The sequence below is a fragment of the Edaphobacter modestus genome, assembly GCF_004217555.1.
GTDB lineage: Bacteria > Acidobacteriota > Terriglobia > Terriglobales > Acidobacteriaceae > Edaphobacter > Edaphobacter modestus.
Genome location: NZ_SHKW01000001.1, coordinates 5,985,659 through 6,011,508, shown reverse-complemented (window position 1 = coordinate 6,011,508; position 25,850 = coordinate 5,985,659). Strand labels below are relative to the sequence as shown.

The 25,850-nt window shown below is 55.3% G+C and carries 23 protein-coding genes and 1 pseudogene; 9 read left to right on the top strand and 15 right to left on the bottom strand.

Annotated features, from left to right (window positions below; translation table 11 throughout):
- Positions 1–48: 48 nt before the first annotated feature.
- Both BDD14_RS25485 and BDD14_RS25480 read left to right on the top strand, forming a co-directional pair.
- Positions 49–723 (top strand): hypothetical protein, encoded by a 675-nt coding sequence (locus BDD14_RS25485; RefSeq protein WP_242618196.1) that lies wholly within the window; start codon positions 49–51, stop codon positions 721–723.
- A 42-nt stretch (positions 724–765) separates the two neighbouring features.
- Positions 766–1,959, top strand: coding sequence for a VIT1/CCC1 transporter family protein (locus BDD14_RS25480; RefSeq protein WP_130422390.1), 1,194 nt, complete (start codon positions 766–768; stop codon positions 1,957–1,959).
- A gap of 43 nt (positions 1,960–2,002) precedes the next feature.
- On the opposite strand, the gene BDD14_RS34700 is transcribed toward BDD14_RS25480, so the two are convergent.
- From BDD14_RS34700 to BDD14_RS25460, 4 genes are all read right to left on the bottom strand, one after another.
- A complete protein-coding gene (locus BDD14_RS34700) occupies positions 2,003–2,287 on the bottom strand; it encodes a PadR family transcriptional regulator (protein ID WP_423201770.1) in 285 nt (94 codons plus the stop codon).
- Positions 2,250–2,429, bottom strand: a complete 180-nt coding sequence (locus tag BDD14_RS25470; RefSeq protein WP_130422388.1) for a hypothetical protein — start codon at positions 2,427–2,429, stop codon at positions 2,250–2,252. The genes BDD14_RS34700 and BDD14_RS25470 overlap by 38 nt, the downstream gene beginning before the upstream one ends.
- 27 nt (positions 2,430–2,456) lie before the next feature.
- Positions 2,457–2,816, bottom strand: coding sequence for a carboxypeptidase-like regulatory domain-containing protein (locus tag BDD14_RS34695; protein WP_423201769.1), 360 nt, complete (start codon positions 2,814–2,816; stop codon positions 2,457–2,459).
- Between the two features lie 1,018 nt (positions 2,817–3,834).
- Positions 3,835–4,209 (bottom strand): cation diffusion facilitator family transporter, encoded by a 375-nt coding sequence (locus BDD14_RS25460; RefSeq protein ID WP_130422386.1) that lies wholly within the window; start codon positions 4,207–4,209, stop codon positions 3,835–3,837.
- 111 nt (positions 4,210–4,320) lie between these two features.
- Between BDD14_RS25460 and BDD14_RS34690 the strand changes: the two genes are divergently transcribed.
- A complete protein-coding gene (locus BDD14_RS34690) occupies positions 4,321–4,644 on the top strand; it encodes a type 2 periplasmic-binding domain-containing protein (protein WP_130423619.1) in 324 nt (107 codons plus the stop codon).
- A gap of 288 nt (positions 4,645–4,932) precedes the next feature.
- On the opposite strand, the gene BDD14_RS25450 is transcribed toward BDD14_RS34690, so the two are convergent.
- The 3 genes from BDD14_RS25450 to BDD14_RS25440 all read right to left on the bottom strand — a co-directional run bounded on the left by BDD14_RS25450 (position 4,933) and on the right by BDD14_RS25440 (position 7,376).
- Complete coding sequence (locus BDD14_RS25450; protein ID WP_130422384.1) at positions 4,933–5,550, bottom strand: RNA polymerase sigma factor; 618 nt, start codon at positions 5,548–5,550, stop codon at positions 4,933–4,935.
- A gap of 546 nt (positions 5,551–6,096) precedes the next feature.
- On the bottom strand, positions 6,097–6,465 hold the full coding sequence (locus BDD14_RS32605) for a hypothetical protein (RefSeq protein WP_207231829.1): 369 nt from the start codon (positions 6,463–6,465) through the stop codon (positions 6,097–6,099).
- Between the two features lie 74 nt (positions 6,466–6,539).
- Positions 6,540–7,376: an alpha/beta fold hydrolase gene (locus tag BDD14_RS25440; protein ID WP_130422382.1), complete on the bottom strand. Its 837-nt coding sequence runs from the start codon at positions 7,374–7,376 to the stop codon at positions 6,540–6,542.
- Between the two features lie 949 nt (positions 7,377–8,325).
- Between BDD14_RS25440 and BDD14_RS25435 the strand changes: the two genes are divergently transcribed.
- From BDD14_RS25435 to BDD14_RS33285, 4 genes are all read left to right on the top strand, one after another.
- Positions 8,326–9,051 (top strand): DNA polymerase Y subunit UmuC family protein, encoded by a 726-nt coding sequence (locus tag BDD14_RS25435; RefSeq protein ID WP_130422380.1) that lies wholly within the window; start codon positions 8,326–8,328, stop codon positions 9,049–9,051.
- A gap of 399 nt (positions 9,052–9,450) precedes the next feature.
- Entirely contained in the window at positions 9,451–9,717 is a 267-nt protein-coding gene (locus BDD14_RS25430; RefSeq protein WP_130422378.1) for a hypothetical protein, read from the top strand.
- The gene (locus tag BDD14_RS33290; RefSeq protein WP_341273321.1) at positions 9,623–10,321 is read left to right on the top strand and encodes a PHP domain-containing protein; all 699 of its coding nucleotides are present in this window, start codon (positions 9,623–9,625) and stop codon (positions 10,319–10,321) included. Before BDD14_RS25430 ends, BDD14_RS33290 begins: the two co-directional genes overlap by 95 nt.
- Entirely contained in the window at positions 10,252–10,731 is a 480-nt protein-coding gene (locus BDD14_RS33285; protein WP_242618195.1) for a hypothetical protein, read from the top strand. The genes BDD14_RS33290 and BDD14_RS33285 overlap by 70 nt, the downstream gene beginning before the upstream one ends.
- 99 nt (positions 10,732–10,830) lie before the next feature.
- Here BDD14_RS33285 and BDD14_RS34685 read toward each other — a convergent pair whose 3' ends face one another.
- The 4 genes from BDD14_RS34685 to BDD14_RS25405 form a co-directional block, all read right to left on the bottom strand.
- Positions 10,831–11,163, bottom strand: a complete 333-nt coding sequence (locus tag BDD14_RS34685) for a Y-family DNA polymerase (protein WP_130423617.1) — start codon at positions 11,161–11,163, stop codon at positions 10,831–10,833.
- A complete protein-coding gene (locus BDD14_RS25415; RefSeq protein ID WP_130422376.1) occupies positions 11,163–11,936 on the bottom strand; it encodes an ATPase domain-containing protein in 774 nt (257 codons plus the stop codon). Before BDD14_RS25415 ends, BDD14_RS34685 begins: the two co-directional genes overlap by 1 nt.
- A gap of 427 nt (positions 11,937–12,363) precedes the next feature.
- The gene (locus BDD14_RS25410; RefSeq protein WP_130422374.1) at positions 12,364–13,197 is read right to left on the bottom strand and encodes a DUF1868 domain-containing protein; all 834 of its coding nucleotides are present in this window, start codon (positions 13,195–13,197) and stop codon (positions 12,364–12,366) included.
- A gap of 150 nt (positions 13,198–13,347) precedes the next feature.
- Positions 13,348–16,893, bottom strand: a complete 3,546-nt coding sequence (locus tag BDD14_RS25405) for a carboxypeptidase-like regulatory domain-containing protein (RefSeq protein WP_130422372.1) — start codon at positions 16,891–16,893, stop codon at positions 13,348–13,350.
- Positions 16,894–17,151: 258 nt separating this feature from the next.
- On the opposite strand from BDD14_RS25405, the gene BDD14_RS25400 reads away from it, so the two are divergent.
- Together BDD14_RS25400 and BDD14_RS25395 are read left to right on the top strand one after the other, a co-directional pair.
- Entirely contained in the window at positions 17,152–18,474 is a 1,323-nt protein-coding gene (locus BDD14_RS25400; RefSeq protein ID WP_130422370.1) for a hypothetical protein, read from the top strand.
- A gap of 674 nt (positions 18,475–19,148) precedes the next feature.
- Positions 19,149–22,022 (top strand): glycoside hydrolase family 18 protein, encoded by a 2,874-nt coding sequence (locus tag BDD14_RS25395; protein ID WP_165420243.1) that lies wholly within the window; start codon positions 19,149–19,151, stop codon positions 22,020–22,022.
- 601 nt (positions 22,023–22,623) lie between these two features.
- Here BDD14_RS25395 and BDD14_RS32600 read toward each other — a convergent pair.
- The 4 genes and pseudogenes from BDD14_RS32600 to BDD14_RS25375 all read right to left on the bottom strand — a co-directional run.
- Positions 22,624–23,154: pseudogene (locus BDD14_RS32600) on the bottom strand (SMP-30/gluconolactonase/LRE family protein); the annotation flags it as partial.
- 219 nt (positions 23,155–23,373) lie between these two features.
- Positions 23,374–23,583 carry an aldehyde dehydrogenase family protein gene (locus tag BDD14_RS32045; protein WP_165420242.1) on the bottom strand — a complete coding sequence of 70 codons (210 nt, stop codon included), beginning with the start codon at positions 23,581–23,583 and terminating at the stop codon, positions 23,374–23,376.
- A 37-nt stretch (positions 23,584–23,620) separates the two neighbouring features.
- Complete coding sequence (locus tag BDD14_RS25380; RefSeq protein WP_130422364.1) at positions 23,621–24,211, bottom strand: isochorismatase family protein; 591 nt, start codon at positions 24,209–24,211, stop codon at positions 23,621–23,623.
- Positions 24,204–25,826 (bottom strand): FAD-dependent monooxygenase, encoded by a 1,623-nt coding sequence (locus tag BDD14_RS25375; RefSeq protein ID WP_130422362.1) that lies wholly within the window; start codon positions 25,824–25,826, stop codon positions 24,204–24,206. The genes BDD14_RS25380 and BDD14_RS25375 overlap by 8 nt, the downstream gene beginning before the upstream one ends.
- Between the last annotated feature and the right edge of the window lie 24 nt (positions 25,827–25,850).

The window sequence follows — 25,850 nt, the reverse complement described above, 5'->3', positions numbered from 1 at the left end:
TACGAAATTCAGGTCTATGGCGCAGACACGGTCGCGCCCAAGAATCTAATGGTCGAATTGCACTCGAACTACACAGTGTCCGGCCAGACTAAGACGATCGACGGTGTGTATCCAACCAACCACCAGGAGCACGAGACCCTCGAACTCACGCAAGGGATCAACAACTGGGCAGAGATTGGTTTCTACGTCTTCACCAGTGAGCAGGACGGACAAGGAGTCCAGTGGGTCGGAGACCATATCCGGCCGCGGGTAAGGGCGCCGGATAGTTGGCATCTCCCGGTGGGGCTCAGTCTTTCGACCGAGGTCGGTTATCAAAGAGCCGTCTATTCTCCGGACACCTGGACATGGGAAATCCGTCCCATCATCGATAAGACCCTCGGGCGCTGGTACCTCGCCTTCAATCCGGCGCTTGAACGTACCTGGCACGGTCCGGATGTAATACAAGGACTCGGCTTCTCACCCGGATTCAAGGTCAGCTACGACTTCACTCGTCAGATCAGCGGTGGCCTCGAATACTACGCGGACTATGGGCGCATTGGAGCCTTCGATCCACTACATGCCCAACAGCAGCAGATCTTTGCGGTAACAGACCTGAATGTCTCTCCCAAGTGGGAGATAAATATTGGTGTCGGCGTGGGGCCCACAGCAGCGACCGATCACCTGATCGTCAAGGGAATTCTCGGCAGACGCTTCGATTGGGGAAGAAAATCGGAGGTCGAATAGGCAGTCAAATATTGATATTTGCTCAGACCCGAGGGAGAGACGATGACCGATTCGGACAATAAGAGACTACTCGCAGCGCTGGAGGCCAACTGGCAAGCGGAGATGGAAGGTCATCACACCTATTCGGCGCTGGCCAAAGGAGAGACTGATCCACAGCGGCGGAACGCTTTACGAGGTCTGGCCGCTGCAGAAAAGCATCATGCCGGCCTTTGGGCTGGACGCATTCTGGAACTCGGTGGACAGACGCCCCAGTACACGGGTGGTGAATCCGGACAGGCCGAATCTCTGGCAACGCGGATAGGCGGAGCGGACCTTGCCCTGCGCCGCCTGGAGATCGACGAGGGGCGCGACATTGCCAGATACGGCAAGCAGTTGAAGGCGCTCGGCGACGAACCAAGCATTGCGATTCTCAAGGAAGTGATCGCCGACGAACGAGAGCATTATCAGACTCTGGGAAATCTCATCCGCTCGCGACGTCCGCTGCCTGCAATGACTCCTGAGCAGTCGCAGGAAGCGCTCGATAGTCTGCTGAACGACCGCAAGGAAGGCCATCCGCAAGCGGCAGGCTGGGTGGGCGATACCATCTACGGCATCAACGATGGGCTTGGCTCTATCTTCGGTATCGTCTCCGGCGTCTCGGGGGCGACACTGGGCAACAGCCATTTTGTTCTCATTGCCGGTTTGGCTGGTATGGTGGCTAGCGCGCTCTCCATGGGATCTGGCGCGTATCTTGCCGCGAAGAGCGAGCGGGAGATCTTCGAGGCCGAGTTTGCAAGGGAGCGGGAGGCCGTTGAGGATAACGAAGCTGAGGCCCGCGAGGTGCTTTCTCTCAGCTATCAAATTCGGGGACTCCCGGAAGAAGATGCAGAACGCTATGTCGAGCATTTAGCGAAGAATAAGGAGCAACTAATCAAGGCGCTTGCGCGTGAGCGTCTGAATACAACCGAAGAAGGACTCAGCAAACCGCTGGTCTCCGCTGTCTCAGGAGCGCTCTCCACTGCGGTAGGAGCGTTGATCCCGATTATTCCATTCTTCTTTATGGCGGGGATTCCGGCAGTGATTGTTGCCGCGATCGTCTCACTGGTCGCACATTTCGCCGTAGGTGCCGCGAAGTCTCTGATTACTATTCGCTCCTGGTGGAGTAGTGGTCTTGAAATGACGATTGTTGGGGCAGTTGAAGGGATCGTAACTTACGTAATTGGAATCGGCATAGGCAAAATTGGAGGAGGCCACTAAAGCTGAACAGCCCGGTTTTGGCTGAGCCGATTCGGTTTGGAATTTAGATTGACGCGGAGCCGTCGCCAAAGGGCGATATCTTCCGTGGATGTTCTTCATGAAGTTCGTGGTGCAGTTCGTCGACTTTGGCTTTGGCCTTATCTAAAACCTTCTTGCCAACAGGAGTGATCTTGTAAACCCGTCGCTTGCGACCTCCAACATTCTTGAGGGCAGACTTCAGCAGACCGCCGCGCTCTAAGCTATGCAAGAGCGGATAGAGACTTCCTAGGCCTATGCGATACCGTGATGCGTCAGATTTCGAAGAGCCAACTGACCTGGTGGCCTCCACGCATGTGGAGCATGTCGTGGGTGATGTAGGCGCCAGGCGTGAAGTCAGTAATCATGGCAAGGGAGTTGGTGCGGTCGGCACCGGGGGTTTTGGGCGATGTCTTCGCGACTGATGAGGGTGGTTGGGGTGACGGTGTTGACATTGGCGGCGTTGGTTTCGGTCGTGACAGTTACGGTTTGCTGCACAGCTCCGAGTTGTAGTTCGAAGTGCAGGATGGGTGAGGTATCCGAGGCGAGCGCGAGAGTTTGGCGGACACTGACGAAGCCGGCTTGAGGCACCGTAACGACATAGTCGCCGAGCGGAACCGCCGGAATGGAAAGGAGCCATCCTGGCCAGTGACCGCGGTCTTGGTGAATGCAGAGGTGGCCGCGTGCAGTTCGATGTGAACTCCCGCGATGGGGCGGTGCTGTGGATCGTGGACAACACCGTGAACCTGGCCGAGATCGCAGCGTGGGCGATTGGACTGCAAAGCAATCCAAGGAAAATGAGGCAGGCAATAATACGGCGCATGAAGCGACCTCCTCGTCACAGGAATGTGACTTGTCGGAATCCAGACACTGGCGGTGCACGCTTAACGGCTCGAAAGAGACCGGAAAAGACAGTACCAAAGGACAGGGATTAGCCGAGGAGGGAGGGCGGTCCACGCTTCTGACGAGAACGATCACGCGAAATGCGCCGCATTGACTCTGTCTGTGCCACGCCCGTAGGGTGGCTGACGAGCGAAGCGAAAACAGCGTCTGTTATTGGGAGAGCCAGGAGTTCGGAGTGCGTGGCGACAAGAGCGGACGGGCAGTGGGGCACTTTTCAGCCGGTGCGTTGAACTGCGTTACCTGCTGCGTCAGATTGCTTCGATCAGCCATCCCATGCAGTGATGCTTCCCATCGCGACGGCAACACGCGGGCAGGCGCGTCACGTCGCTCGTGCTCAACGCGAACAGCGGAGAGACAAGCGGGAGGCCGAAGACGGCCAACAATAGAATGGAAAGGAGTCTACGCAATAAGTGTATTGAACCATCGAACAGCATAAAGCGGCAAGGAACGTGTCAGAGTTATGGACGACAGGGTTGTTAGAGTCGATGATTCCGCCCAAAGGGTTTCACTCATGAGATTGCGGAACGACTCCGAGCGATTTGCACATGGTGCGTATGTCGTTATGCTTCTTCTGAACAATCCATCAAAGATATGTAAAGACTACAGCCCAATCAGCACGTTCATAGTTGGAACTCGCATTCGATTCTAGTCTCGAATGACGGAACAGCCCGAGACACTCATCCAGACGGCTGAAGGTCAGATCGCGGTTTCGTCCGACCGATCGGCTACTCGGAACTAGTGCCAGCGATCGAGATTCTGTTTCTTTCTAGTCTCGTTCCTTCCCCTGAACCCCTCCCGCGAAGGCGGCAGGAGACGTTCCGAGACCGTTACGAACTCGACGGGACCATCGGGCGCTAGTCCTCCGCGACGGATATCTGACGGGGATTTGCCGCACGGTCTGAATCGTGCCGTTTTGAGAACGAATGATGCCTTTTCAGGAGGCAGACGAATTACAACTCAGCAAGAACAGGTCTGGCCCTTTCGGGCACGTCTGCCTTCCACGATCAATATGGGCACAGCCAGAAGAGCCGCTACCTGGTCGAGCCAGCGAAGGCCGAAGGTAGACCGCAGAAGAAGACCGGCAAGCGTGAGCGCAGCCAGATAGGCGCAGGTGGCGGATTGCACCGCGTCGGCGCGCAATGCCTTGTTGCCAGTCTGCTCTGCAACCGCGCGCTTCTTTCGGGCGAGAAGCGGCATGAGCAGCAAAGCCCCTCCTGTGATTGCAATTCCGAGCTTGCTCGTGTCTGCCTCTACCCGACGGAGTAGACCGGCAAGAGCGATGACGGAAATCACGCCAGCCAGTCCGTATAGCAGTGCAGAATCTGGCGGCACGAAGTTCCGAAACCCGAAAGCGAGGCGTGAACTGGCGGGTTATCCTTCCGTCACTTTGGAAATGATGGCCGGACAGCGGTGGATTCTGTTTGAGCGCCGACCGCACCGCCGCTGTACGACTCCGTATTGCACGCCGCGGAACAGCAGAACATTAGTCCGTCGAAAATCCAGCACATCACGGCTCCCGAAGAAGCATTTCCATTTGTCGCCGATGGATCAGCGGTTGCGTTCCTTGTCAAAGCGGGCGCTTTGCTCATGGCCCGTAACGGCGTCACGGTCCGGCCGCTCGCGCAACCAGACCTGCGTCTCAAGACGTATTTAGTGTCTCGGGCAGACAACGAATCGAAGCTTGCGAGCGAGTTGGTAAAAGCTTTCATGAGGAAGATATCGGACGTGAACAAGTACAAGCAGTTGTTGCTCCGCATTTCGGCATAGCTGGTGCAGCGATTTCCGCTTGTGTCAAGCTTGTGGCGCCGTCCCATCGATCATCTGAATTTCAATTGGCCCCGACCAATCACAATTCAGACATGAAACGATTCCGGTCGTGATTGTCTTGAGGTCGATCTCCGCCAGATTCAGGACATGATCGCATTTGGGGCAAATATGTACGCTCTCCCAATGTCTTCTCTCTCGCGGGTCTGGCGTGTGCGGACTCATAAAAGGCTGGTATCCTTCTCCGCAGGTCACCCTGCTGCAGCATCGCCTACGACGCGATAGATTCTTTCACTTCAAAGCTTCACGCAGAATCTTTCTGGCGCGTAACAAACGAGACTTAGTTGCAGCAACAGAAATGCCGGCGAGCTCGGCAACTTCCTTTACCGAACTATCATTGGATTGTTGAATCTCAACCACATTTCGCAGAGTGGGCTGTAGACAGCATATTGCTCGCCTTAAGCGCTCTACTCTTTCGTGCCTTGCATAAAGCTCTTCAACGTTCTTCGTCTGATCTGCAATCTCCCAAGGCTGCCAGGTATCACCATCCGTGATCTCCATGGAACTCTCCGGGTGAGAGCGTTTCCTTCGAAGTATCATAAGCGACGAATTGATCGCGATTCGCGTGAGCCAGGTCGAGAATTTTGCCCTGCCATCGAAAGTGTTCAAATGCGTATAGGCTTTCATCCACGCATCCTGGATCGTGTCTTCCGCATCGTCTCGGTTTCCCGTGATCCGATAGGCCATGTTGAATGCTATCTTCGAGTGCCGCGTCCATAGCTCCGCGAAGGCGTGGTGATCCCCTAACTTGGCGGCGGCAACGAGGACGTCATCAGTTGGAGCACGAGCAGCGAATTTAACATTCGCGAGAAGCTCATCCTGTTGCCTTTGTGAATCCACTTCCGCCATCACTATCCCCTTTTCTCAAAAGCTCAAACTCTTTAGCAAAACCTCAGGGGTAATTCGAAGTGTCTAGTTTTCGGATTCCTCAACTAAAAACTCGGTTTATCGTCAAATTAAGAGCGTCTAAACCTTCCGAAGGATTCGACCCATACATCAGAAGAGATGATCTGCTGATGGTCAGGCCTCTTCTTGTTCTTTTCCGCACCCTTAGCTCAACTGGATGTTCGAAATCTCGATCGACACAACAAGCGGTTCTCGATTGACGCTGGCGTCTTGTTGGCGAAGATGCGATGCACAGTCGGAAAACTTGATCCCGGACACTTCTACGTAGGCGTCGATATAATGCGCTCTCGGTATGCCGCCAGAGCTCTCGACATCGTACTCATGTCGCTTCAAAAGTCGAAGTTTGTCCATATAAAAAGTCTGCTTGGAGCTGTAGGTGGCGATACTATCGGGAAAGTGGACCTCCCGGCGCCGCCAGCTTTCGCCATTCTCTTTCCAGCGACAGTTCTTCAAACACCACACCCGGCCAAGCCAACCCAAAAGGCATGTTTAGGTACGTCCACATCGCGTAGCCGGCAAAGTAGGCCAAGTGCAGGTCGGTCCACGGCGTCTCAAGCGTGTGCCCTGCAAAGGATTTGCGAGGCTCCCGCAGTTCTCCAGAACTGTTCCATCGACTGTCTCAATAGCAACCCTGCCGGGTGCAAATCTGGATCTGCGACCAGGTACTCCGAAGGGCGAATGCGAGGCCCATTCGCTGCGGAGGCCTACCGTGATGTTGGTTTCGTCCAGCATACCTACTTGGCCCTTGACCTGCCACAGTCCGCCACCTTGCACAAGATGTGCCGACACCGTTTCGAATTGTTTCCAGCGATCCAGGCCTCCATGGGCGTCGATCGCAAGTTCGGCAAGTGAATTCATGTTTTCGGTCTCCTTTGGGTGATGCCAGAGAACTTCATCAGTTCAAGCGCGTTGTTTTGCGGTTCATCTGCGCTCTAGTCGTTCAGAAAAAGCAGAACGTGATCGACAAACAGCGTCGAATACTGGAACAACGCACCATGCCCGGAGTCGGGATATAAGATCAACTGTGCTTTCTTCAGATGCTTGAACATGAAGTAGGCATTCCCGTCGGGAAGCATGGTATCGTCGCTCCCGCTCACCACCAGCACAGGTTGGTCGATGGCATTAAGAATGGCGTTTTCAGGATCTTTGGATGCGCACCAATCAATCAGTGCTTTGGCCTGCGGGTCGCTGACGGCCTTGTTGCTCTCCGGATCTCGATCCACGGTTCGCATGCTCGCGCGCTCCAGGAACGCACGGCCCGCAGCCTGGCTGGCCGCGGAGGAAGTAAAGAAGAGGGGCAAGCGCGTATCGGGCGCCTCCTTATGCGAAAATGCCTCCTTCAGCACCTTGAGCAGATGCTCCTCCCCTCCCTGGGGAGCGGTGCCAACCAGGATGAGTTTTCGCACAAGGCCGGATTTCTTGGCGGCCACGCTCTGTGCAATGAATCCTCCCAGTGAATATCCGAGCAGATCAACTTTGGCGAATCCAAGGGCAGCGATGAATTGTTCGGCATCCGTCACCATTTGCGCCACATTGTCGGGGGTCTTACCGCTCGATTGCCCAACGCCACTGTTGTCAAAGACGATCACCGGGCGGGATGCTGCTAGACCGTTCACGACCGCGGGATCCCAAGAGTCCATCGTCCCTGTGAAGTGTTGTAAAAGGATCAGCGGCATACCTTCGCGCGGCCCTAATCGTCGATAGGCGAATTTGATACCAGATGCTTCGATGAATTCATTAGGTGCGGTTTCGAGCCATATAGTCGTCATCTCTACTGTTCCTTCCTGCTGTTTCTTGATTGAGAGTTATTCGATCCCGTTCGCATCGGAACCGGTTCGCGCTCTAGCGGTCCATCCGTTCATGGACGCCAATTGAAAATTTCCCACTGTCATCTACTCCTCTATTTCTGCGATCTAGCAATGCAAGTCGAACGCCATTCGTAAACGATTGAAAATACGTCGAAGCAAACTAACTCGTTATCGGGGTTTTCGCGGAAATCGTGTTTCCATCTGGGGTGGGCGAATCCAACAGAGGAATCGGCCTTGCGGACACAAGGGCCAATTGCTGTTTCATTCCCATACTTGTTGTAACGATTGATAGGCTGTCCTCACTATGAAACCGCCTCAACGCCCATGCGAGAATTCAAGTGCAAGTACGAGCCGCGCAACCCGGGACGAGAGCTGTCCCCCCCCTTTATGTGATGGCCCTGCAATGGATCGGAGCCGCGGTTGTCTGCATCCTTCCTCCATACCTCGGAGGCGAGTTCTATCCTGCGGCAGCCCTGACGCTCTGTGTGATTGCCATATCGCTTTCGCCTGACTGCAGAGCAATCTCAAGCTGCGCTCGTTGTTCTCACACAGACTCCATGCGCGAAGAGTTGTGCATCGGTGATGCTGCGGTGTGATCTTACCGAACGAACTGGACAGTGGCGAAACGGATCGGAAACAGCCCTCTTTACGAACATGCGGTACCGGGCAGTGCTCGAGAGAAAACGCACGGAGAACATCAATCCGGCGCATAAGAAAGCGGCTGAAAGAGACACCGCTGCCGCATGGCGAACACATGCGCCGTGGGCCGGGTGAATGTCATGTACGCCTGTCTTCACGCTCCGAGTTGGCCAGCCCAGGCCGTTTTGCGGCTGCAGCCTGAACTCCGGCGGCAGCCAGTGGCAATCCTCGATGGCGATCGCCATGCGAGCAGGTTCTGGCCGTAAACACTATGGCACGGCGGGCAGGAGTCGCAGTCGGGACGAGCCGGTTACAGGCAGAGTCGTTTTCGCATATCCAGTTGCTGCGCCGCTCGCCGGAGCAGGGACGCGCATCGAGGACAGCGTTGCTGGAATGTGCGTCGAGCTTCTCTCCACGTATTGAGTTAATCCAGATGCAACACGTTCCTGAACCCAGTGGACTAATGATGCTCGACATTCATGGCACAGAGGCGCTGGTTGGCCCTCCGGAGGTACTAATCAACAAGCTTCGACAGCGTGCCAGCGCACATGGTTTCTCACCCATATCGCCGCGTCGACGAACTTCGATGTCGCTGTCTGTGCGGCACGAGGTCTCACGGGGTGCGGATCGTCGCGCGGGTAAGGAATTGGAGATGTTGGCGCCATTGCCGCTCCATGTTCTCGATCTCTTGTCCGACATGGCTGAGACGTATCATCTTTGGGGTATCCGCAATTGCCGCATGTTGGCTGTCCTGCCCGAACGCGATCTGGTCGCACGGGTTGGATTCAAAGGACAACGCCTGCGTGCACTCGCGCGAGGCGAGCACTCTCATTTCTTCGTACCGATCGAGCCGAGCTTCGCCTCGCAGCTCGTCGAATCGATGGAGCTGGAACATCCGGTCGAGTTGTTGGAGCCGCTTCTCTTCCTATTTTCACGGCTTCTCGATCAACTTTCTGCTGCGCGTGCAGACCCGCTCTCTGGCTATCGCCTCGATTGAAGTTCGTCTCAGGCTCGAAGCCGATACACAAGGGCAGGATCGCTGGCATGGCCGAACTATCCGGCCAGCGCTTCCGAGTCAGGATGCCCACCGCCTGCTAGAACTGGTGCAAACTCGATTTTGAGGCGCATCCGCCCGAGGCCGCAGTCATTGCGCTTGAAATGCGTGTCATCCCGGCACGGCCTCACATCGCTCAGCATGGATTGTTCCTTCCGCAAGTTCCGGAGCCGGACCGTCTTGAGGTGCTACTCGCACGCCTCAAGAAGCTGCTCGGAGAGGACAGGGTCGGTGCTCCCCGACTGCTGGACACACAACAAACGGATCCCTTTCGCATGAGAGAATTTTGCACCGCCCGCGCCGCGAGACTACATTGTGCCTCTTCACAGAGGAAACCTACCGGTGGCCTTCCGGGTTTGCCGTCCTCCTATGGCAATCGGTGTCACCCTGCGAGGCAATCAGCTCACAGCGATAGCTGTCGATGGTGAGTCTTATGCCGTCGTCCAGCAGGCAGGTCCCTGGCGCAAGAGCGGGGAATGGTGGTCGCAGACGAACTGGTGCCGGGAAGAGTGGGATGTCCTGCTCGCCGGAAGGACTTCGGAGAAGGTCTGCCGTATCGCGCACGATCCCAGCTCACCTTGCTGGTATCTCATGGGTACCTATGACTGATGGAATACGTCGAACTCCATGCCCGGTCTGCATTTTCGTTTCTGGAAAGCGCTTCCCTGCCCGAATCACTAGCGGCGCGGTCGCAGATCTGCAGATGCCCACAATGGCCTTGCTCGACCGCAATGGTCTCTGTGGAGCGCCGCGATTTCACACAACCGCCAGAAAACTTGGCATCCGCGCTCACATCGGAGCGGAGTTCGCGGTTGCATATGCTTGTCAACGCCTCCGCCCACCTAACTATTTGCCACACCAGGTTCCCGCGGCGCCTGCACGCATTCCTGTACTACCAACCTCACGCACTGGGTACCAAAATCTCTGTCGTCTCGTCACCCGATACAAACTGCGGTCAGGCAAGAAGGCCAAAGGAGCGGCCCGATTCGCTGACGTCGAAGAGCTTCACGACGATCTGGTCTGCCTTATAGGAGGAGACAAAGGTCTGCTGGCCACGGCTTTGGCGCGCGGCGGCTATGACGCAGGCTGCAAAGAAGTGGAGCGGCCGGTCTCGATCTTTGGCCCTGAGAACGTCTATGTCGAATGCAAAGGCACTTTGATCGTGATGAGGAGTGGCGGAACCGCGCGGCAATCGACATTGCTCGTTCCCTGAATTTTCCGCTTCTTGCGACCAACGGTGTAGGGTATGCGACCTCCTATGAACGCGAAGTACTCGATCTCTTCACGGCTATCCGGCACAAGACCACCTTCGATCAGGCCGGTCGGCTCCTCGCCATCAACTCAGAGCGCCACCTCCGTTCCGCGAGAGAGATGGCAGAACTCTTCTATGACTATCCCGAAGCCATAGGGAACACGATGGCTTCGGCTTCGCGCCTGTCCTTCGCGATGGATGATCTCGACTACGAGTTTCCCCGTTATCCGGTGCCCGACGGCGAATCGATGGACTCGTTCCTGCGCAAGCGCACAGAAGATGGCGTGGGGTCACGCTACCTGCCGAAGAGGCATGCCGATTTGTTGGCCCCGAGCCCAGCAACAGGCAGATCGCGAACTCAAGCTCATTGAGAAGCTTGGTCTCGCCGGCTACTTTCTAATTGTCTGGGACGTTGTAGAGTTCTGTAAAGACAATGGCATTCTCGTGCAAGGCCGCGGATCGGCGGCCATTCATGCCCTGTATGTCGAGAGCATAGGTGCCAGGATGCGTTTCGACGTACTCAATTCGCGGCGAGAACATGCACGCAATGGTGTGAAGAATCGCATGCGCGGAACCTTCGTCCTCTCGCACACGAGGAACGGCAATATGTCCGGGATAGATTCCGCCTGCAGACGCGTCATGCCGACCTCAACGCCTAGCGAACGCGCTGCTTTGTTGGCCGCAAAAACACTCTTGGTCGGCGGCTCACCGTCGATTAACACAAAGGGGCACTTCCGCAGTTCCGGTCTCTGCTGCGCAGCCACTTGCGCGGCGAAGTTCGGGGGATGCAGAACGGCATACATCACCGCACCCGAGACCAGAGAGTTTCAGCACGCCATTCAACCCGCGTCGATGGTTTCTTATGGAGGAATGGAGAGATTTCATTGCGATTGCGCTCCCGCACCAAGGTGTATTGCTGACTCTCGAAGAGGTCCGTTTCGCCGTTGCCGCTGAACGGTTGAATGCTCGCCGGTTCGCAGCGTAGGGCGAGGGCCGCACAACTGCTGGCGCACAGCGATTGGCTGAGAAAGATGAGAGCAGTGCGGGCCTGCTCTGCCGCAAGACGAAACCGATACCACGTCGCCAGTGGAATACGGATCGTGTGCTGCGGAAGCACATCGCTCATATCGAGCACAATGGCGGCAAAGCCTCCGGCCTGAAGTAATAAATCCGTCGCCTTCAGTGCCTGCTCCAGCCGTGACCAAGGTTTGTCTGTGACGCGCTGCTTGCGTTCTGCCGACATACGGAGCCATAGCAACCGTTTCAAAACGATGTTCGCCGCGGCTGCGGATTCAGGCGAAAGCGCGTCGCTCACATCGACCCACGCACAAGCCGCGCCGGACTGCGTGATGGCCGCGATAGCAGAGAGTCCGAAGGATGTCTTGCCCGTCGATGCTGCGCCCGCAACTTCAGTGATGCTCCCGCGCGGAACGCCGCCGCCCAGAACTGCATCCACTTCGCTGATTCCGGTTGGGAAGAGTTCCGGGGCCTGCTTGATCTTGAGCGTGAGGGCGGCGGGCACCCGGTTTGCGAGTGTGGTTTCGATCTGGAGACGGATTGCGGCTGTCGAAGGCATAAATGACGTATTCGCCTTATGTTCGCCTATCCGTGGCTACTCCTGCAAATCACCGTTGCCTCGCGACTTGAGCATTGTGGAGATAAGTTAATGTAACTAAGTGGTTTATCGGAACTAAACTTTCTGTTTCGTTCGGCATACACTAGGAGCACGTGTGGCCGATATCGTCGAAAATCCGACAAGCAGCGCAACTCTACTTGATTGAAGCCCGCGGGGCGAACGGGAACGTTCGGCTTCGTGACAACTACGTCGTAGCCGTACTGTTTCAGGAGCATTTCGATCGGTTCGGTGCCCTCTGCCAGAGGCCCGACTTTGACACGAGTGATGGTCAGTTTCTCGCTGACAGTCCTCTACAACACAGTTGCAGCGTTCGCACAAGCAGGAGGACTTCTGTCGGACCAGAGGTTGCTAGAGTGCGGACGTTCTCTCACGTACAAAGGAGTGTTTGCACCTCAAACCTGTACATGTCTACGAAGGTAGAAAACTCGGGAACGCCGAGTTCGATGATCGATGTCGCGGCGTCGATCATCGTAAGGTTCTGCGCCAACAGATCTTGATAGTGCTGTCTCTCTCCAGCAGTGAAGCCGCGCATTTGGTACGCCAGGCTGATATGGAATCCAAAGGTATCGTGGCCTGGTGCGCGATACCGAAAGACTTCAGTCGCCATCCGATCGCGCAGCGTACGAAGCTTCAGTTTCTCATTCGCGTCCGCGGGCACAAGTTGCAACCCGCACGGCCGCTGCGGAGCCAATGTCTTTTCTTTGTCTAAGCGGAAACGTAGCGGCAACTCAGTGTGCATCCTGAATCGCGCGATCCTTTCGCCGATGATGCGGTTGCACTCGGCGATCGGTGTATTGATTGGGATGTCTGAAGGCCAGCCATATCTTCGGCGATCCTGGTCATTCGGTCCGCCAAGTATGGTGGCGTGGTAGCTATCGCTCGGCAGTACCGCGAGTTTGGTGCCAAAGGAGCTTGAACGCAGCGCATCGCCCAGCGCTGCGACCGCGTCGTGGAATCGGCTTTGTTGCGGAAGGTGACAGATTACAGTGTTTCCCGCGAACGGGCGCGGACTGCCGTCCGGGTTAAATTTCAGCAGGGTATCTTTGGGTATGATCTCGAGCTGAGGATCGTCTTTTTGTGGTTCCTCGGATCCGGCACGTTGGGCGCTCAGCCTCAGTGGAAAGAGTCCGGCCAGGGAAAAGGCTGACGAGCACAACAGAAACTGACGCCGGCTGTGGGTCGATTCAGGAGAATGCAACATGCTGGTTTTGTTTACTCCGGGATTTTATTTGAGATAGACAAAGTTCGGTCTTGATGAACTGAGATTTGGAACGGATTACGAAATGCGCCTTCCAAGTGGTAGCGGTCTACAGCATGCCGCCACCACTCGCAGGCGAATTGTTCTGTGGGTTTAGAACGCCAGTCGCAGCGCTAGCTGCACCTGGCGCGAAGGAAACACGCTGGTACTACCGCTAAACGTTCCAAAGCTTCCGTTCGGGCTCAGAACACCTGTAGCTCCAACCGTCCCAATGTTCGTATTAGGACTGATGTAGTTCGTGGCGTTGAGCACATTGAAGGCTTCGATACGGAACTCTAGACTCTGCGCCTCGGTGAAGAGGGAGAACTTCTTATGGGCCGAGAGATCGAGCTGACCGAACGCCGGCCCGCGAAGAATGTTACGTCCTGCGTTTCCGAAGAGCTGTGATCCGGCGGGTGCCGAGACCGCAGCGATATTGAGGTAACCATTCACAGCGCTATTAGTTTTGGTGAGTGTCTGACCATAGACTGCGTGGGTTGTGCTGACGATATTCGGACGAAGCGAGTAAACAGAACTGGTTGTCGAAACCACCTGATTTGAATTTGCTGTATAGGTCAGGTTCAGGGGTACGCCGCTTGTGACGCTGTTGATGCCCGTCAACTGCCATCCCCCGAGAATCTGCTGTTCCCACTTCGGTGCTGCTGATCCCCATCTGTGTCCGGCCCCGAAAGGCAGGTCGACGATGAACGAGGTTGTGTCATTCAACGGCTGGTTATATCCCGATGGGCCACGGTCTCCACGTATATTCGCGATGTTCACAACGGCGCTGTCGCCGTTGCTCGATTCGAGATCTGCAGAGGAGTTGTTATATGCCTGCGACCACGTAAACGAATTGATGAGAAAGAACCCATCCGAGAAGCGATGCTCTAGCTTGGTCTGCAGCGAGTTGTAGGTAAGAAAGTCCGAATTCGTTTCGGTGAGGATGTCTGTAAAGTTTGCGATCGGTCGGCGGTTCAGCAACGATGCGCTACCGCTTGACGTGCAAGCTCCTGAGGAAATCTCGGCTGCGGTACAACGCCTGGCCTGGTTAGTGTCCGCAAGAGCCGCGATATGGACGCCGTGACTACCCACATACGCGATTTCGAGAGTTGTCCTTCTTGGCAGTTGCTGTTGGACCGATAGATGGAACGCTTGTATATAGGCGTTCTTGAAGTCCTTCGGTGTGTAGCGGGTTTGGGCGCGTACAGTCGAGAAGTTGCTTGGTCCGGCAAAGTTGTCCTGGTACCCATCTTGCGTTCGTCGGAAGCAAGTTGTGGGATCCTGCGTCAGAGAGGTGCAGAGGCCTTGAGAGGGCGTCTGGTTGACGGGCAGCGTCGCGGAGTAGTTGTTCGGGCCGTTATATGCCAGCAGGCCTTCTCCGCCAAAGCGGAAGAGGAAGGCGTAGCTGATTCCATAACCTCCGCGAATGACCGTTCCGGGCAGAGCCTGATAAGAGAAACCGAAGCGAGGGCCGAAGTCCTTATAGTCGGGATCGATCAGGGCGCGGTCAGCGAGTGAAGACCCGCCAACGTAGTGCATCTTGTAGACGTGACCCGGTGCTGTGCTGTTCACATCGGTGCCACTACCGGCATGAAGCAGTTGCTGATTGACCGGATCGAAGTTGAGGATGTTGTTGTTCTGCTCGTAATAAGGAGACATGAACTCGTAGCGCAAACCGGCATTGATAGTCAGCTTGGGAAGAGCCTTCCAGTCATCCTGGATGTACCCGAAGTGCCAGAAGCGCTTATAGTTCACTTCGTTGGGAGCGTTGAGCGCGTAGTTGCTTCTTGCCCCGAATAGGAAGTCGGTGAGGTTCGCGGCCTGCACGGTGGTGACAGAGCCAGCCGAACCAAACTGACCGGCATAGGTGTCAGACCCGAACTTCGGATGGAAATCCGAGATCGCTTGCGCCAGCCAGCCATACTCATATCCAACCTTGAGGCTATGCTTTCCCTTGGCCCAGGTGTAGTTCACCTTCGGATTGGCTTGCGTTGGGTTCGTGAACTGAAGAGCCGAAGATTGCGTTCCGAACTGTGAGAAACCGGTGACCGATTGCGTATTGAGTCCGCCTCCAAGAGTTGGGTCTTGCGGGACGTTAGGGATGCCCGCCATGAGGCTAGGCTGACCAAGAAGCGCCGGGCTCTTGCCGCTTTCTGTCCAGGTCTGCCCAAAGCGAAGCTCTAAGATCGAGTTCGGAGAGACGATCCAGTTGTAGCCGGCCGCAAGTTGACGGGTGCGCGCGTAGAGCGTTCCGCTGCTATTTCCGCCGGCTAACCCAGGATAATTGGGGGGCTGGAATGTCTCAGCTGCACGTTGACTGTACCGAAAGAAACCATTCTGAGTTGGAGTCAAGACGAAATCAACTCTCGCATCTCCCTTATTCTCAAAGTCAGTCGTAGCCGGCAGGTATTGGAAATTGTTCGCGGTGAGCGCTGCGCCCGGAATATTCGGCAGAGGTAAAAGATTCATCGCGGTCAAGGCCAGAGGATCGATATTTGGATCCGAAAGCGGCACTTGCCCGTTGGCATAGACCACACCCGTGTAAGGATTCTTGATAGGGATAGGAGTGCCTGAAGGTGTACCGTCCGAGGTGAAGAGCCCTCCGTGTTCGGCTTGAGTGGGAAGGTTGGCGGTCGTCAGGATATGAGCGACAGAACGAAAGCCCTCATAGTCCGCGAAAAAGAAGAGCCTGTTCTTCAAAACAGGACCGCCGAATGTGCCGCCGAATTGATTTTGGACCAGAGTAGGCTTTACCCCTGTGCCACGGAAGGGACCAAACGCGTTGAGAACGGTGTTTCGAAGATAGTCGTACGCGACCCCATGAAAGGCGTTGGTTCCACTGTGCGTGGTTACGTTGATGATGGCGCCGCCCGCGCGACCGTACTCGGCAGAGTAGTTGTCGGTTTGGACCTTGAACTCTGCGACAGCATCCGGAGAGGGTATGACCGCTTCGTTAGCGAAGCCCTGGTTGGCCTCTTGATAGGCATTATTGTCGATACCATCGAGCAAGAAATTGTTGTACTGCGAGGTGAGGCCGTTGACGTTGTAGGAGCCTTCGCGTGGAGGATTTGCCACAACGGTTCCGTTCAGGGACTGACGAACGCCCGGAACCAACTTGGAAAGGTCTGCATACGCACGGCCATTCAATGGAAGAGTGACAGCCTCGGCCGCCTGAATCGTCTGACCACGGTCGCTGGTATCGGTTTCCAACTGACTAGCAGCTCCCGAGACGGTTACGCTTTCCGTGTCGCCCCCCAGCTTCAATCCCACATCGACTCTTTGCCTTGCGCCGACATTCACCGTGAACCGGTCGGTCACGGAACTCGCGAAGCCAGGAGCCTGCACGTTGAGGGTGTATCCGCCTGCCTGGACATTCGTAAATTGATAGTTGCCGGTCGAGTCAGTTTGACGGGATACCTTGATGCCCCTTGCCGTGTCCATCAGCACAACAGTGGCTCCGGAGATCGAAGCTCCACTCGGATCCTTAATGTTCCCAAGGACATCGGCAGTATCGAACTGAGCATGAGCGAACGCGGTTGACAGAAAAAGCAAGACGACGAGAATCGCGTATCGAGCCGCGCAACTGCTGGCCCGAGTTGCGCCCCCATTAGCATCGTTACGACTTGCAGATGCTGGGCGTAGAGAAAACCTTCGAATCACGGCGGCAACTCCTGGAGAATGGCAATGAGATGATTGGTGAACGGACCTAAGCCGTCACTCGCAGCCGACCCTAGCAGCGGAGCGGGGATGATCCAAGCCATTTCGCGGCTACGACGCCGGTACATCTTCTAAGTCTTTTGTCTCCTGCGATGTATCAGGTAACCGCATGGAAGCTGATACATAAACATCGCGTGAATTGATCGTTGATCTTCCATTGATGCGACTGTGATCTACTCAGCAGCACACGGTTAAGGAAAAATGGGGATTACCAGAACGAGCAGCGGTCTCTCGTCGAAAAACGCCGAAATTGAGGCTAGACGTTCTCTAGTACGTAGGGTTGTTGAATCCTCTACGTTCGCGAAAAGCGAACGCTTATCGAGTTTTCTGATTTGCATCTGTGATCTCACCCTGAGCGGACGCGCCAGTGAAATCAACGAACAGAAGATTGGAACTACGGTCTTCGGACGCGCCCCCGACTACGACTCGTCTATCGATGGAATCGTGCGACCCCAAGCCAGCCGCCTGCGGCAGCGCCTCGATCTTTATTTCAACGGAGAGGGGGTGAACGAACCAGTTCGCATCACCTTGCCCAGAGGAAGCTATGTCCCCGTGTTTGAACCCAATCCGGGGCAAAGCCCAGCTGTCGACCCTCCCTCTGTCCCAGCAGTCATCCCTTCCGTATCGTCTCCCTCCGAAACCAGCGCAACGCTCCCCTGGAGTCTCCGAAGTGCGCGACTTCCCTGGATACTGGTCATGGTCCTCCTCGCTGCGCTGCTTGTGGTCGGAGTCAGGAGCGCGAAACGCTTCGCCGCCAATACGTCAACGTCCTCGACGCCAAATCCACTGTGGAGCGTTCTCTTTCGCCCCAACCAGAGAACAATCGTTGTTCCCAGCGACACTGGGCTGGTCATGTGGCAGAGTGCCACCAGGCAAAGTATCGATCTGGAGGGCTATCTCAGCGGAAGTTATCGGGCGCAAAGTACCGGTGACATTCCCACAGGACAGTTAGATCCTGCCGACATCGCGAGCCGACGATACACATCGATCGTCGATCTTGGCATAGTCAAACAGTTGACCCAAATCGCTGATGCGCAAAAAAATAAGCTTGCTTTGAGCTACGCTCGCGATGTGCGTGTCGATGATCTCAAGGAAGCTAATGTTGTTCTGATTGGAGCGGCAGTCGCAAATCCGTGGGTGGAATTGTTCGAGCCGAAGATGAATTTCGTGTTCGCCGACGCACACATCCGTCAATATACGGTGGTGAATCGCGCGCCTACCGGAACTGAGCCTGTCAGATGGACAGCGAACTACGACGACGTACAGCATCGCGTCTACGGGGTGGTGGGGTTCCTGCCAAATCTGGGTGGAACTGGCAGTGTGCTGATACTCGAAGGGACCTCAATGGCAGGCACCCAATGCGCTTGGGATTTCGTCGCAGACGACTCGTCATTCCTTCCGTTCGTCAATCATATAAGGCGGCCTGACGGATCGATCCCATACTTCCAGCTCGTGTTGGAGAGTAAGAATCTGACTGGTTCGGCGGTAAAGAGAAGTATCCTCGCGTGGCGGGTGATGGATTAACCAGTTAATCCGCGTCGCACCAAGCGTCTACGCGAACCAGGCGTACCCTCACCTGCCGGACTTGCCTCTCTTATGGCCATCCTGAATCCATTTCGGTTTTTGCAGACGTGGCAGATTCAACGACTGCAACTCCAACGCGATTACATCCAGATGAATGACCGATCAACCGCATTTCATGCTGGATTTATGTATCAGCACGTCGCATATCCCTGATACAACGCCACAAACAATGGGCTTACACAAGGCAACAGAGTCGTAGCCGCGAAATCACGTGAACAATACCTGCTCTGCTGCTAAATTCCGCTCTGAGTGAAAGCCTCGATAGCGAAATCCAGAACGCACGCTGAGTCGCCAATACGCTTCTGCTTAGACAAGAAACGACATTCGCCTTCAGCAGGCGAGCGGGATATAGCTCGTACCGTGGGGACGCGAACTGAAAACTGAAATTTAGAATACTGCGCGATCGGAGGGCTGCGACAGTCTTTCGCTATCGCGCAGACGGCTGGAAATCTTTGGTCCTAGATCGGCCTGACATACCAACACTTCTCCCTACACGATTCGACAACAACGCTGATCAACCTCTATCGACTTGGCGATAAAACGCCCGGTCCCTAGCCTGATAGGAGACACACAATGTTACCCCGAAGCGCCACTTCGATTTCATGAGCCTTTGCTTGCTACTTGCCAGCGTCATTTGTGCAACCGCAGCCGCGCCCCTCGCTGCTGTCGCACAGGATACGGTCGAACCGCCAAGCGATACAGTCTGGTCAACGTCAATTCTTACCAGCTCGAATCTCAATCTTTTTGATACCCCGCAAATCATGCAAGCTCTTTATCACCCTCATTCAGATCTCGTTTTGCTCTCCGCCCACCGTGGCTTCCACGCGCTGGCGGGCTCTAGCCAGGTGCCGGGCGTCCCCGAGAACTCGCTGCAGTCGATTGGATATGCCGCGGAAGCGGGCTGGGAGATGATCGAACTCGACGTCAAGCTGACGAGCGATGGTGTGCCGATCCTCAGCCACGATAAGACGTGGGGAAGACAGTGGTGCGGGCTGGGCTCAGTCTTTCTCCCTGGTTCGGCATCTCCGTACGATCCGTTTACCCCTCCCGGTTCCACCATCAACGATGGCAAAAATCCCGGAGTGAACGGTACGACCCTGTCGAATACGAGATCTTTCCTGGGCAACACCGTGCTAAGAGATAGCGTCAGTCTCCTGAACCCGTTCACGAATCACGGCTGCAATGGCTATAACAATACTTTCGGGGAATATCCGCCCACCTTGGCGGATGCTCTTGACTACATCACCAAAAACAAGATCCGAATGGTCGTCATGCTCGACATCCAGGGTCTCGACATCGCGCAGGCAGCACTCAATGTCGTACTAGGCAAAAGCGACGACGCCGGGCGTCCTTTCCTCAACTCAGTGATCTTTAAGATGCCAATGTCTGTATTTCCCCATGGGACATCGGATTTCTTGAACACCTTCGGAAATAGCTTCGCCAGCATAAACTTTATACCGGTCATCAACACTGCGGATGTTGCACCGACAACTACCACAATTACAGACACGGAGGATGGAGGCTTTGATTTAACAGATGTCGGGAACACCGGTTTCGGCGGCGAATCAGGCATCCTAAATTCGTTGCAACATTTCGAGACTGACGCTCTCCAAGCTCCAAACGGAACCGTCGGGTTAATCAGCATACCTGCGGTAGAAGTTAACATTAAGGAACCGGGAGGCATACTAACCCAAACTGTGTTGCCAGCCGCCAAGCTGAACCTGGAAACACAACTTCCCATGACTGTCGGGACCTTCAACCCGGTCGGCGAGTATTACCCCAATGGGCCCACTGCGGAACCACAGTTTTTTAGGTCCTCAAACGGTTCCTGCTGCGATTACCTCGAGCAGTACCTGTACAACAATCCGAACGGGACAGGGCCCCTCGACTCGAACCAGCCCATGGACCGGAGTGATCAGCGTCGCGATCTCAACTTTCTCACAAGTCAAGGCTTCCAGTACCTCATTACAGACGACCCAACCACCGCACACCATCTACTGCAACAGCAGGGCAAGCGGAACCTCTGCTATCTGGAACCCACCCCACTGCCAAACTGCTCTTCAGGTGGAATCGGCCCCGTCACCGACCTGGGACCTGGTTTTCCGGGCGAAATCGAACCCTTGGAGACAGGCAGTACTGGCGTGCTACTCGCAAATCCAACCCAATCTCCAGCCCAGGAGCTCATTGCCTTACAGCCGGCACAGTCATTCACGCAACAAACCGCATATTACGACAGCTGGTCCGTTTACCAAAACGCCTTTTACCTCAAGAATCTGGATACACAAGGCGTCGCGAGCAAGCTCACAACACTCATCTATTCCTTTGAGAATATCGACCCCGTCAATCTAACCTGCCTCGCAGCAAACCAGGCAGCAGGCACTGATCCTAATAGCCCAACCAACTACGATGGAGCCTCGGATGCTTATGCGGATTATCAGATGGGCTTCACATCGGCCAACAGCGTCGATGGAAGCACCGATCAGTGGGGACAGGCACTCGAGGGGAATTTCAATCAGCTTCGAGAGCTGAAAGCAAAATATCCAAATGTGAAAGTCTTGCTCTCGATTGGAGGCTGGACCTATTCGAAGTTCTTTTCTGACGTTGCAGCAACCCAGGCCTCACGGCAGAAATTTGTCAGCTCTTGCATCAACCTTTACCTCAACGGAAATCTTCCTGTACTTTCCACCAGTCCGGCAGGCGGAAACGGCGCAGCGGCGGGCATCTTTGACGGATTCGATATCGACTGGGAATACCCGGCAAGTGCAAATGGGAATGTAGGCAATCACTACTCACCGGCAGACACTGCGAACTACACCGCGCTGCTCGCAGAGTTTCGGTCCGAACTTAACGCACTTGGCGGTAGCAACAAGCATTACATGCTCACGGCTGCCGTTCCCGCTGGTCCAAGTGACATTGCCAATATTCAGGTATCGCAAATTGCACAGTATCTTGACTTCGCCGACGTCATGGCCTATGACTTCCATGGCGCGTTTGAGACAACGGGGCCGACGAACTATCAGGCACCGCTCTACGACACGCCCGCGAGCACGGCTTACGGGACCGGTTTCACGGCGGACGCTGCGATCACCAATTGGCTCAACGGCGGCTTTCCCGCCAATCAACTCGTCATGGGCATCCCGACATATGCAAGGGGATGGACTGGCGTGCCTACCGGCAGCACGAACGGTCTCTATCAGTCCGTTACTGGCGCAACTGCTTTTTTTCAGTACTCACAGGAGGCTGGTGTAGCCGACTACAAAGAGCTTGAGGCGGCGGGCGAGCTGAATAATATCTACTATGACCCCGTCACCGAGAGCACCTATGCCTATGATGGAACGAACTTCTACGGCACAGAAACTCCCTGGTCCATTGGATGGAAGAAGCTCTACGCTCAGCAAAAAGGCCTTGCGGGAATGTTTCTGTACTCCCTCGAGGATGATGATTCGACAAGCACACTCGTCAATGCCACCTTCGGTCCCTTACAGTAATCAAGCCGTTCGGCGATCTAAACACAAATGTGGCCCGCGCTTAGCGGGCCACATTTGCAGTTGGAATGATGCAGCCGGCGCCATGTTGTTTAGGCTAGAGTCACTTTTCGGGGCCGCCTCGTCGACTTTCTCTCTGCAATGAGTTTGCGGCGCATTCCGTAAGGTACCCAGCCCCATGACACCGACGGTAAACGCTCACGATAATGCGGCTCTAGTTGCTTCCACCACCGTCTGCTCTGTTGCTCGTGATATTCGTCGAAGAGTCTTAGGTACCTCAACGTCGCAGCCATGACGTACTCAACCGTCCGATCCGCCATTCCGCTGTCTTCCATCTTGATCACCTTGACATCGGGGGACCAGCTGGTTCGGATTGTGTCGCCAGATGTCGAGAATCGTTTCTACTCCTGCTGCTCCGAGGTGAAATATTGCTTTGAGGCTTGGTCGCCTTTTCAAGAGTGACTCGACAGGTCTCAACGTGATGCTGTGGTTTCGCATCGTCGCAATTCGATGACCCGACGGTCACGATCGCGCCTCACTCATTTTGCCCACGCGACGGACCTATTCGATTTACTCTGAGCGGCAGTGACATAGGATGGATTTCTCATTTGAGAAGGACAGGGCCCGCGTCAATTTTGACGCGAAATAGAGAGTAGGGCTTCTCTCTCAAATCTATACCCTCATGGAACAACGGCTGGCGCTCCACCTGGTTCACGGTGAAATACAAATAGCCGTTTGCCGCGACGGACAACGTATCGGGCCACAAAATTTGGGGATCGTGAGCGATGGTCTTCCACTCGCCATCTGTTTGCCGTTGGCGGATACTATCGTGTTCGTAGTCCCCAGCGTAAACGTGTCCTTTGTCATCAGACTCAAGCCCGTCGGAAGCACCTTTTTCTCCGAGATCGTTGACAGCTTGTCCCACGACAGTGTCGTCACTCGAACGATCAAGTAGAAGAACAGTCGGGACGGAGTAGAGATGACGGCTGGACAAAGAACAATAGTAGAGAGTGGCACCGTCGGCTGAGATTGCGATCCCGTCAGCGGACGCATTGAAGGTTGTTGGCCGTTTGCCTCTCTCGCGATTTGCCAGCCTTTCACCTTCGACAATTGGAATGAACGACGGGTCCGGAGATGTTGATGGATGCCCGGATAATTTTCGCCACTGTTACCGCTGTCGAGATCGACTACGATGATGCCGCCAAGTTCCGCTAGTGGGAAGTCAGTAATGTACGCAACCCTCCCTTCCCTTTCCTTAGGTCAAACCGGACATCATTGACATATGCCGTGGAAAATACTGTGGTAACCGGAAAGACGATTGCTTTGGCCACTTTCTTGGTTGCAAGATCAACCGCTACCAACTTCGCCGCACCCGGGGCAGGCGAGGAAAATTGATCTCGGCCGCGCGGTTGACGATTGCGGTACGCTGCACATAGCTTAGGCGGCACCAGTTACGGTACGCCTTCTGCGTAGTGGTAAGCGCGGCTTCCACTTCTACCGCAGTATGTTCTGAGAAAGTTTCCAACCGCTCACCAGTTGCCGGATTGATCGTTGCGTATGCCATGTTGTTCTCCTCCAAATCGCGATTCGCTTTAGTGTGTTCAGGCGGCCTTGATGCCTTGTACGATCTCAAACATCTGTTTTCCGAGATCTGTCGAAAAATCAGGCGATAGCTTTGTGCCAATAGAGACGACTGAGGTGGTGATTGCGCCAGCAGATTCCATTTGGTGAAGAACCGCCTGCTCGGTTCGGGCGCAAGGACTGCCGCAAGCATCGACAGCGACAAGAACTTCGTAACCAAGAGCAAGCCCATCGAGAACCGTATTGAGCACGACGGCTTCCATCATGAATCCGGCGACGATCAGCACTTTGCGGTCGGAGCGCGCGATTGCTTGCGTTGTGGCGGCGTCCCCAAAAAGGCTTGCAGTTGCACGCAGCATCTCGGGAGCGAAGCCGCCAATGCCACTCAACTCGGCGATGACCTGTGGAGGGTTGTTCCCGTCAGGAACCACGCTAATGATGGTGGGCAGTGAGAAAAGCTTCGCCAATTGAAGCAGGGCGCCGGCCGCACTTGAGAGTGCTCGCGCTGGAGTTGTTTCACTATGCTTGACGATGTCCGTCTGGAGATCGCAGAACAGCACTTGCGCGGTTTCACTAGACAACTGATCCCATGCAAGAGTTTTGTCAAGCATGACGCCCCTCCTGGTTGGTGGGGAGTGGTTTGGCAACAAGCCACTTGTCGCAATACTTCGCTAACTGCGGAATCGATCCTTCGTTGCCGGCGAAGGCAACGTAGCCGTCTGGCCGCACCAGCAGGATTGAGGAAGAGCTGCCAAAGAGATGTCTAAAGGCATCGTCATCGTTCTGCACAGCGGCGATCTGGTGCCCGTGCATGAGGTGGTGCCAAGACCGAAGGGTGCCGTTGATCTCGGCGTGGGTTTTGGAGGGGTCACTGATGTTGCTGTAAAAAAGGGTAAACGCGGAAGGGTCCAGCAGCTGAAATAGAGTAGATGGCTTTGGCTGCTGATCGGCTGAACCCTCCACGTTGAGCAGGGTCACTGGAAGGTCAGGGATGCGGTCACCGGCCTTTAGAGTGCCGGGACTGCCATGGTTTTCAGACAGCGGGCTTTCGCGATAGTTCAGACTAAGCTGACTCATACGCTCGGTACTGTTGTGCTGGACGAAATCCGTGCCTACAAACCAGGGAGCCAGGTGGTTGAAAACCGAGCGAAAGACCGGGTTCTCCGCGCCGATCGAGTGGGTTAGTCTTTCCGTCTTGGTAAGGACATTCTCAATGACCGGAATCCGATCCGAGGAGTACGTATCCAGGAGATCATCTTTCGCCTGACCCTTCAGGACCATTGCCAGCTTCCAGCAAAGGTCGATCATGTCTTGGATGCCAGTGTTCATTCCTTGTGCGCCAGCCGGGCTGTGGATGTGAGCCGAGTCGCCGCCGAGAAAGATGCGCCCGTGTCTCAGGTGGTGGATCATGCGGCTATTGATGTGAAACCAGGAACTCCAACTCATGTCGTGGAACTTGACCGGGATCGGTGACCGCTGATCGTAGAGTTGCTGAAGTTCTTCAATAGACGGCTCCGTGTCCTTTGAGGGCTTGCTGATGGGATTGCTTGCGATGAGGCGATAGCGTTTGTTGCCCATCGGGAACATGCCGAGAAAGCCATGTTCGGATGAGAAAACATGAAGGTCGGAATCCGGCAGGTCGCCGTCGATGTAGAAGTCGCCCAAAGCGTATTGCTCGTCCAAGGATTTACCTTCGAACGGCAGACCTAGCGTCTCTCTAACGGTGCTGTGCGCGCCTTCCGCCGAAATCAGATACGAGCAATCAACGCTTTCCAGAGACCCATCAGCACGCCTTAGTATCGCGGTGAGGTGATCGCCATGCTCCGTCTTGGAGAAGCCAATCATGCTTGTCTTCCACTCGATCTTGATGGACTCTCTCTCCAGGGCATCGCGGAGCGTCTTTTCTGTCTCCGCCTGCGAGATGAAAAGGATGTACTTGTACTTACTGTCGATGGTCTTGAACTCAAGGCGGAAGACTCGCTTCCCGCCCCCATAAACGCTTACGGCGATCCCCTGATTTCCACGTTCGACCAACTGCGAGCTCATGCCGCGCTGCTCAAACAGTTCGAGGGTGCGCGCCTGTACTCCTACCGCGCGAGACGTGGTTGCCGCCTTGGACGTCTTCTCTACGAGTCGGACGGGGATACCGAAGCGAGACAGTTCCATCGCCGCGGTCATACCGGCGGGTCCGGCTCCTACAATTAGTACCGATTTAATATTGCTCATCTCTAAATCTCCTCTTCAAGGGCG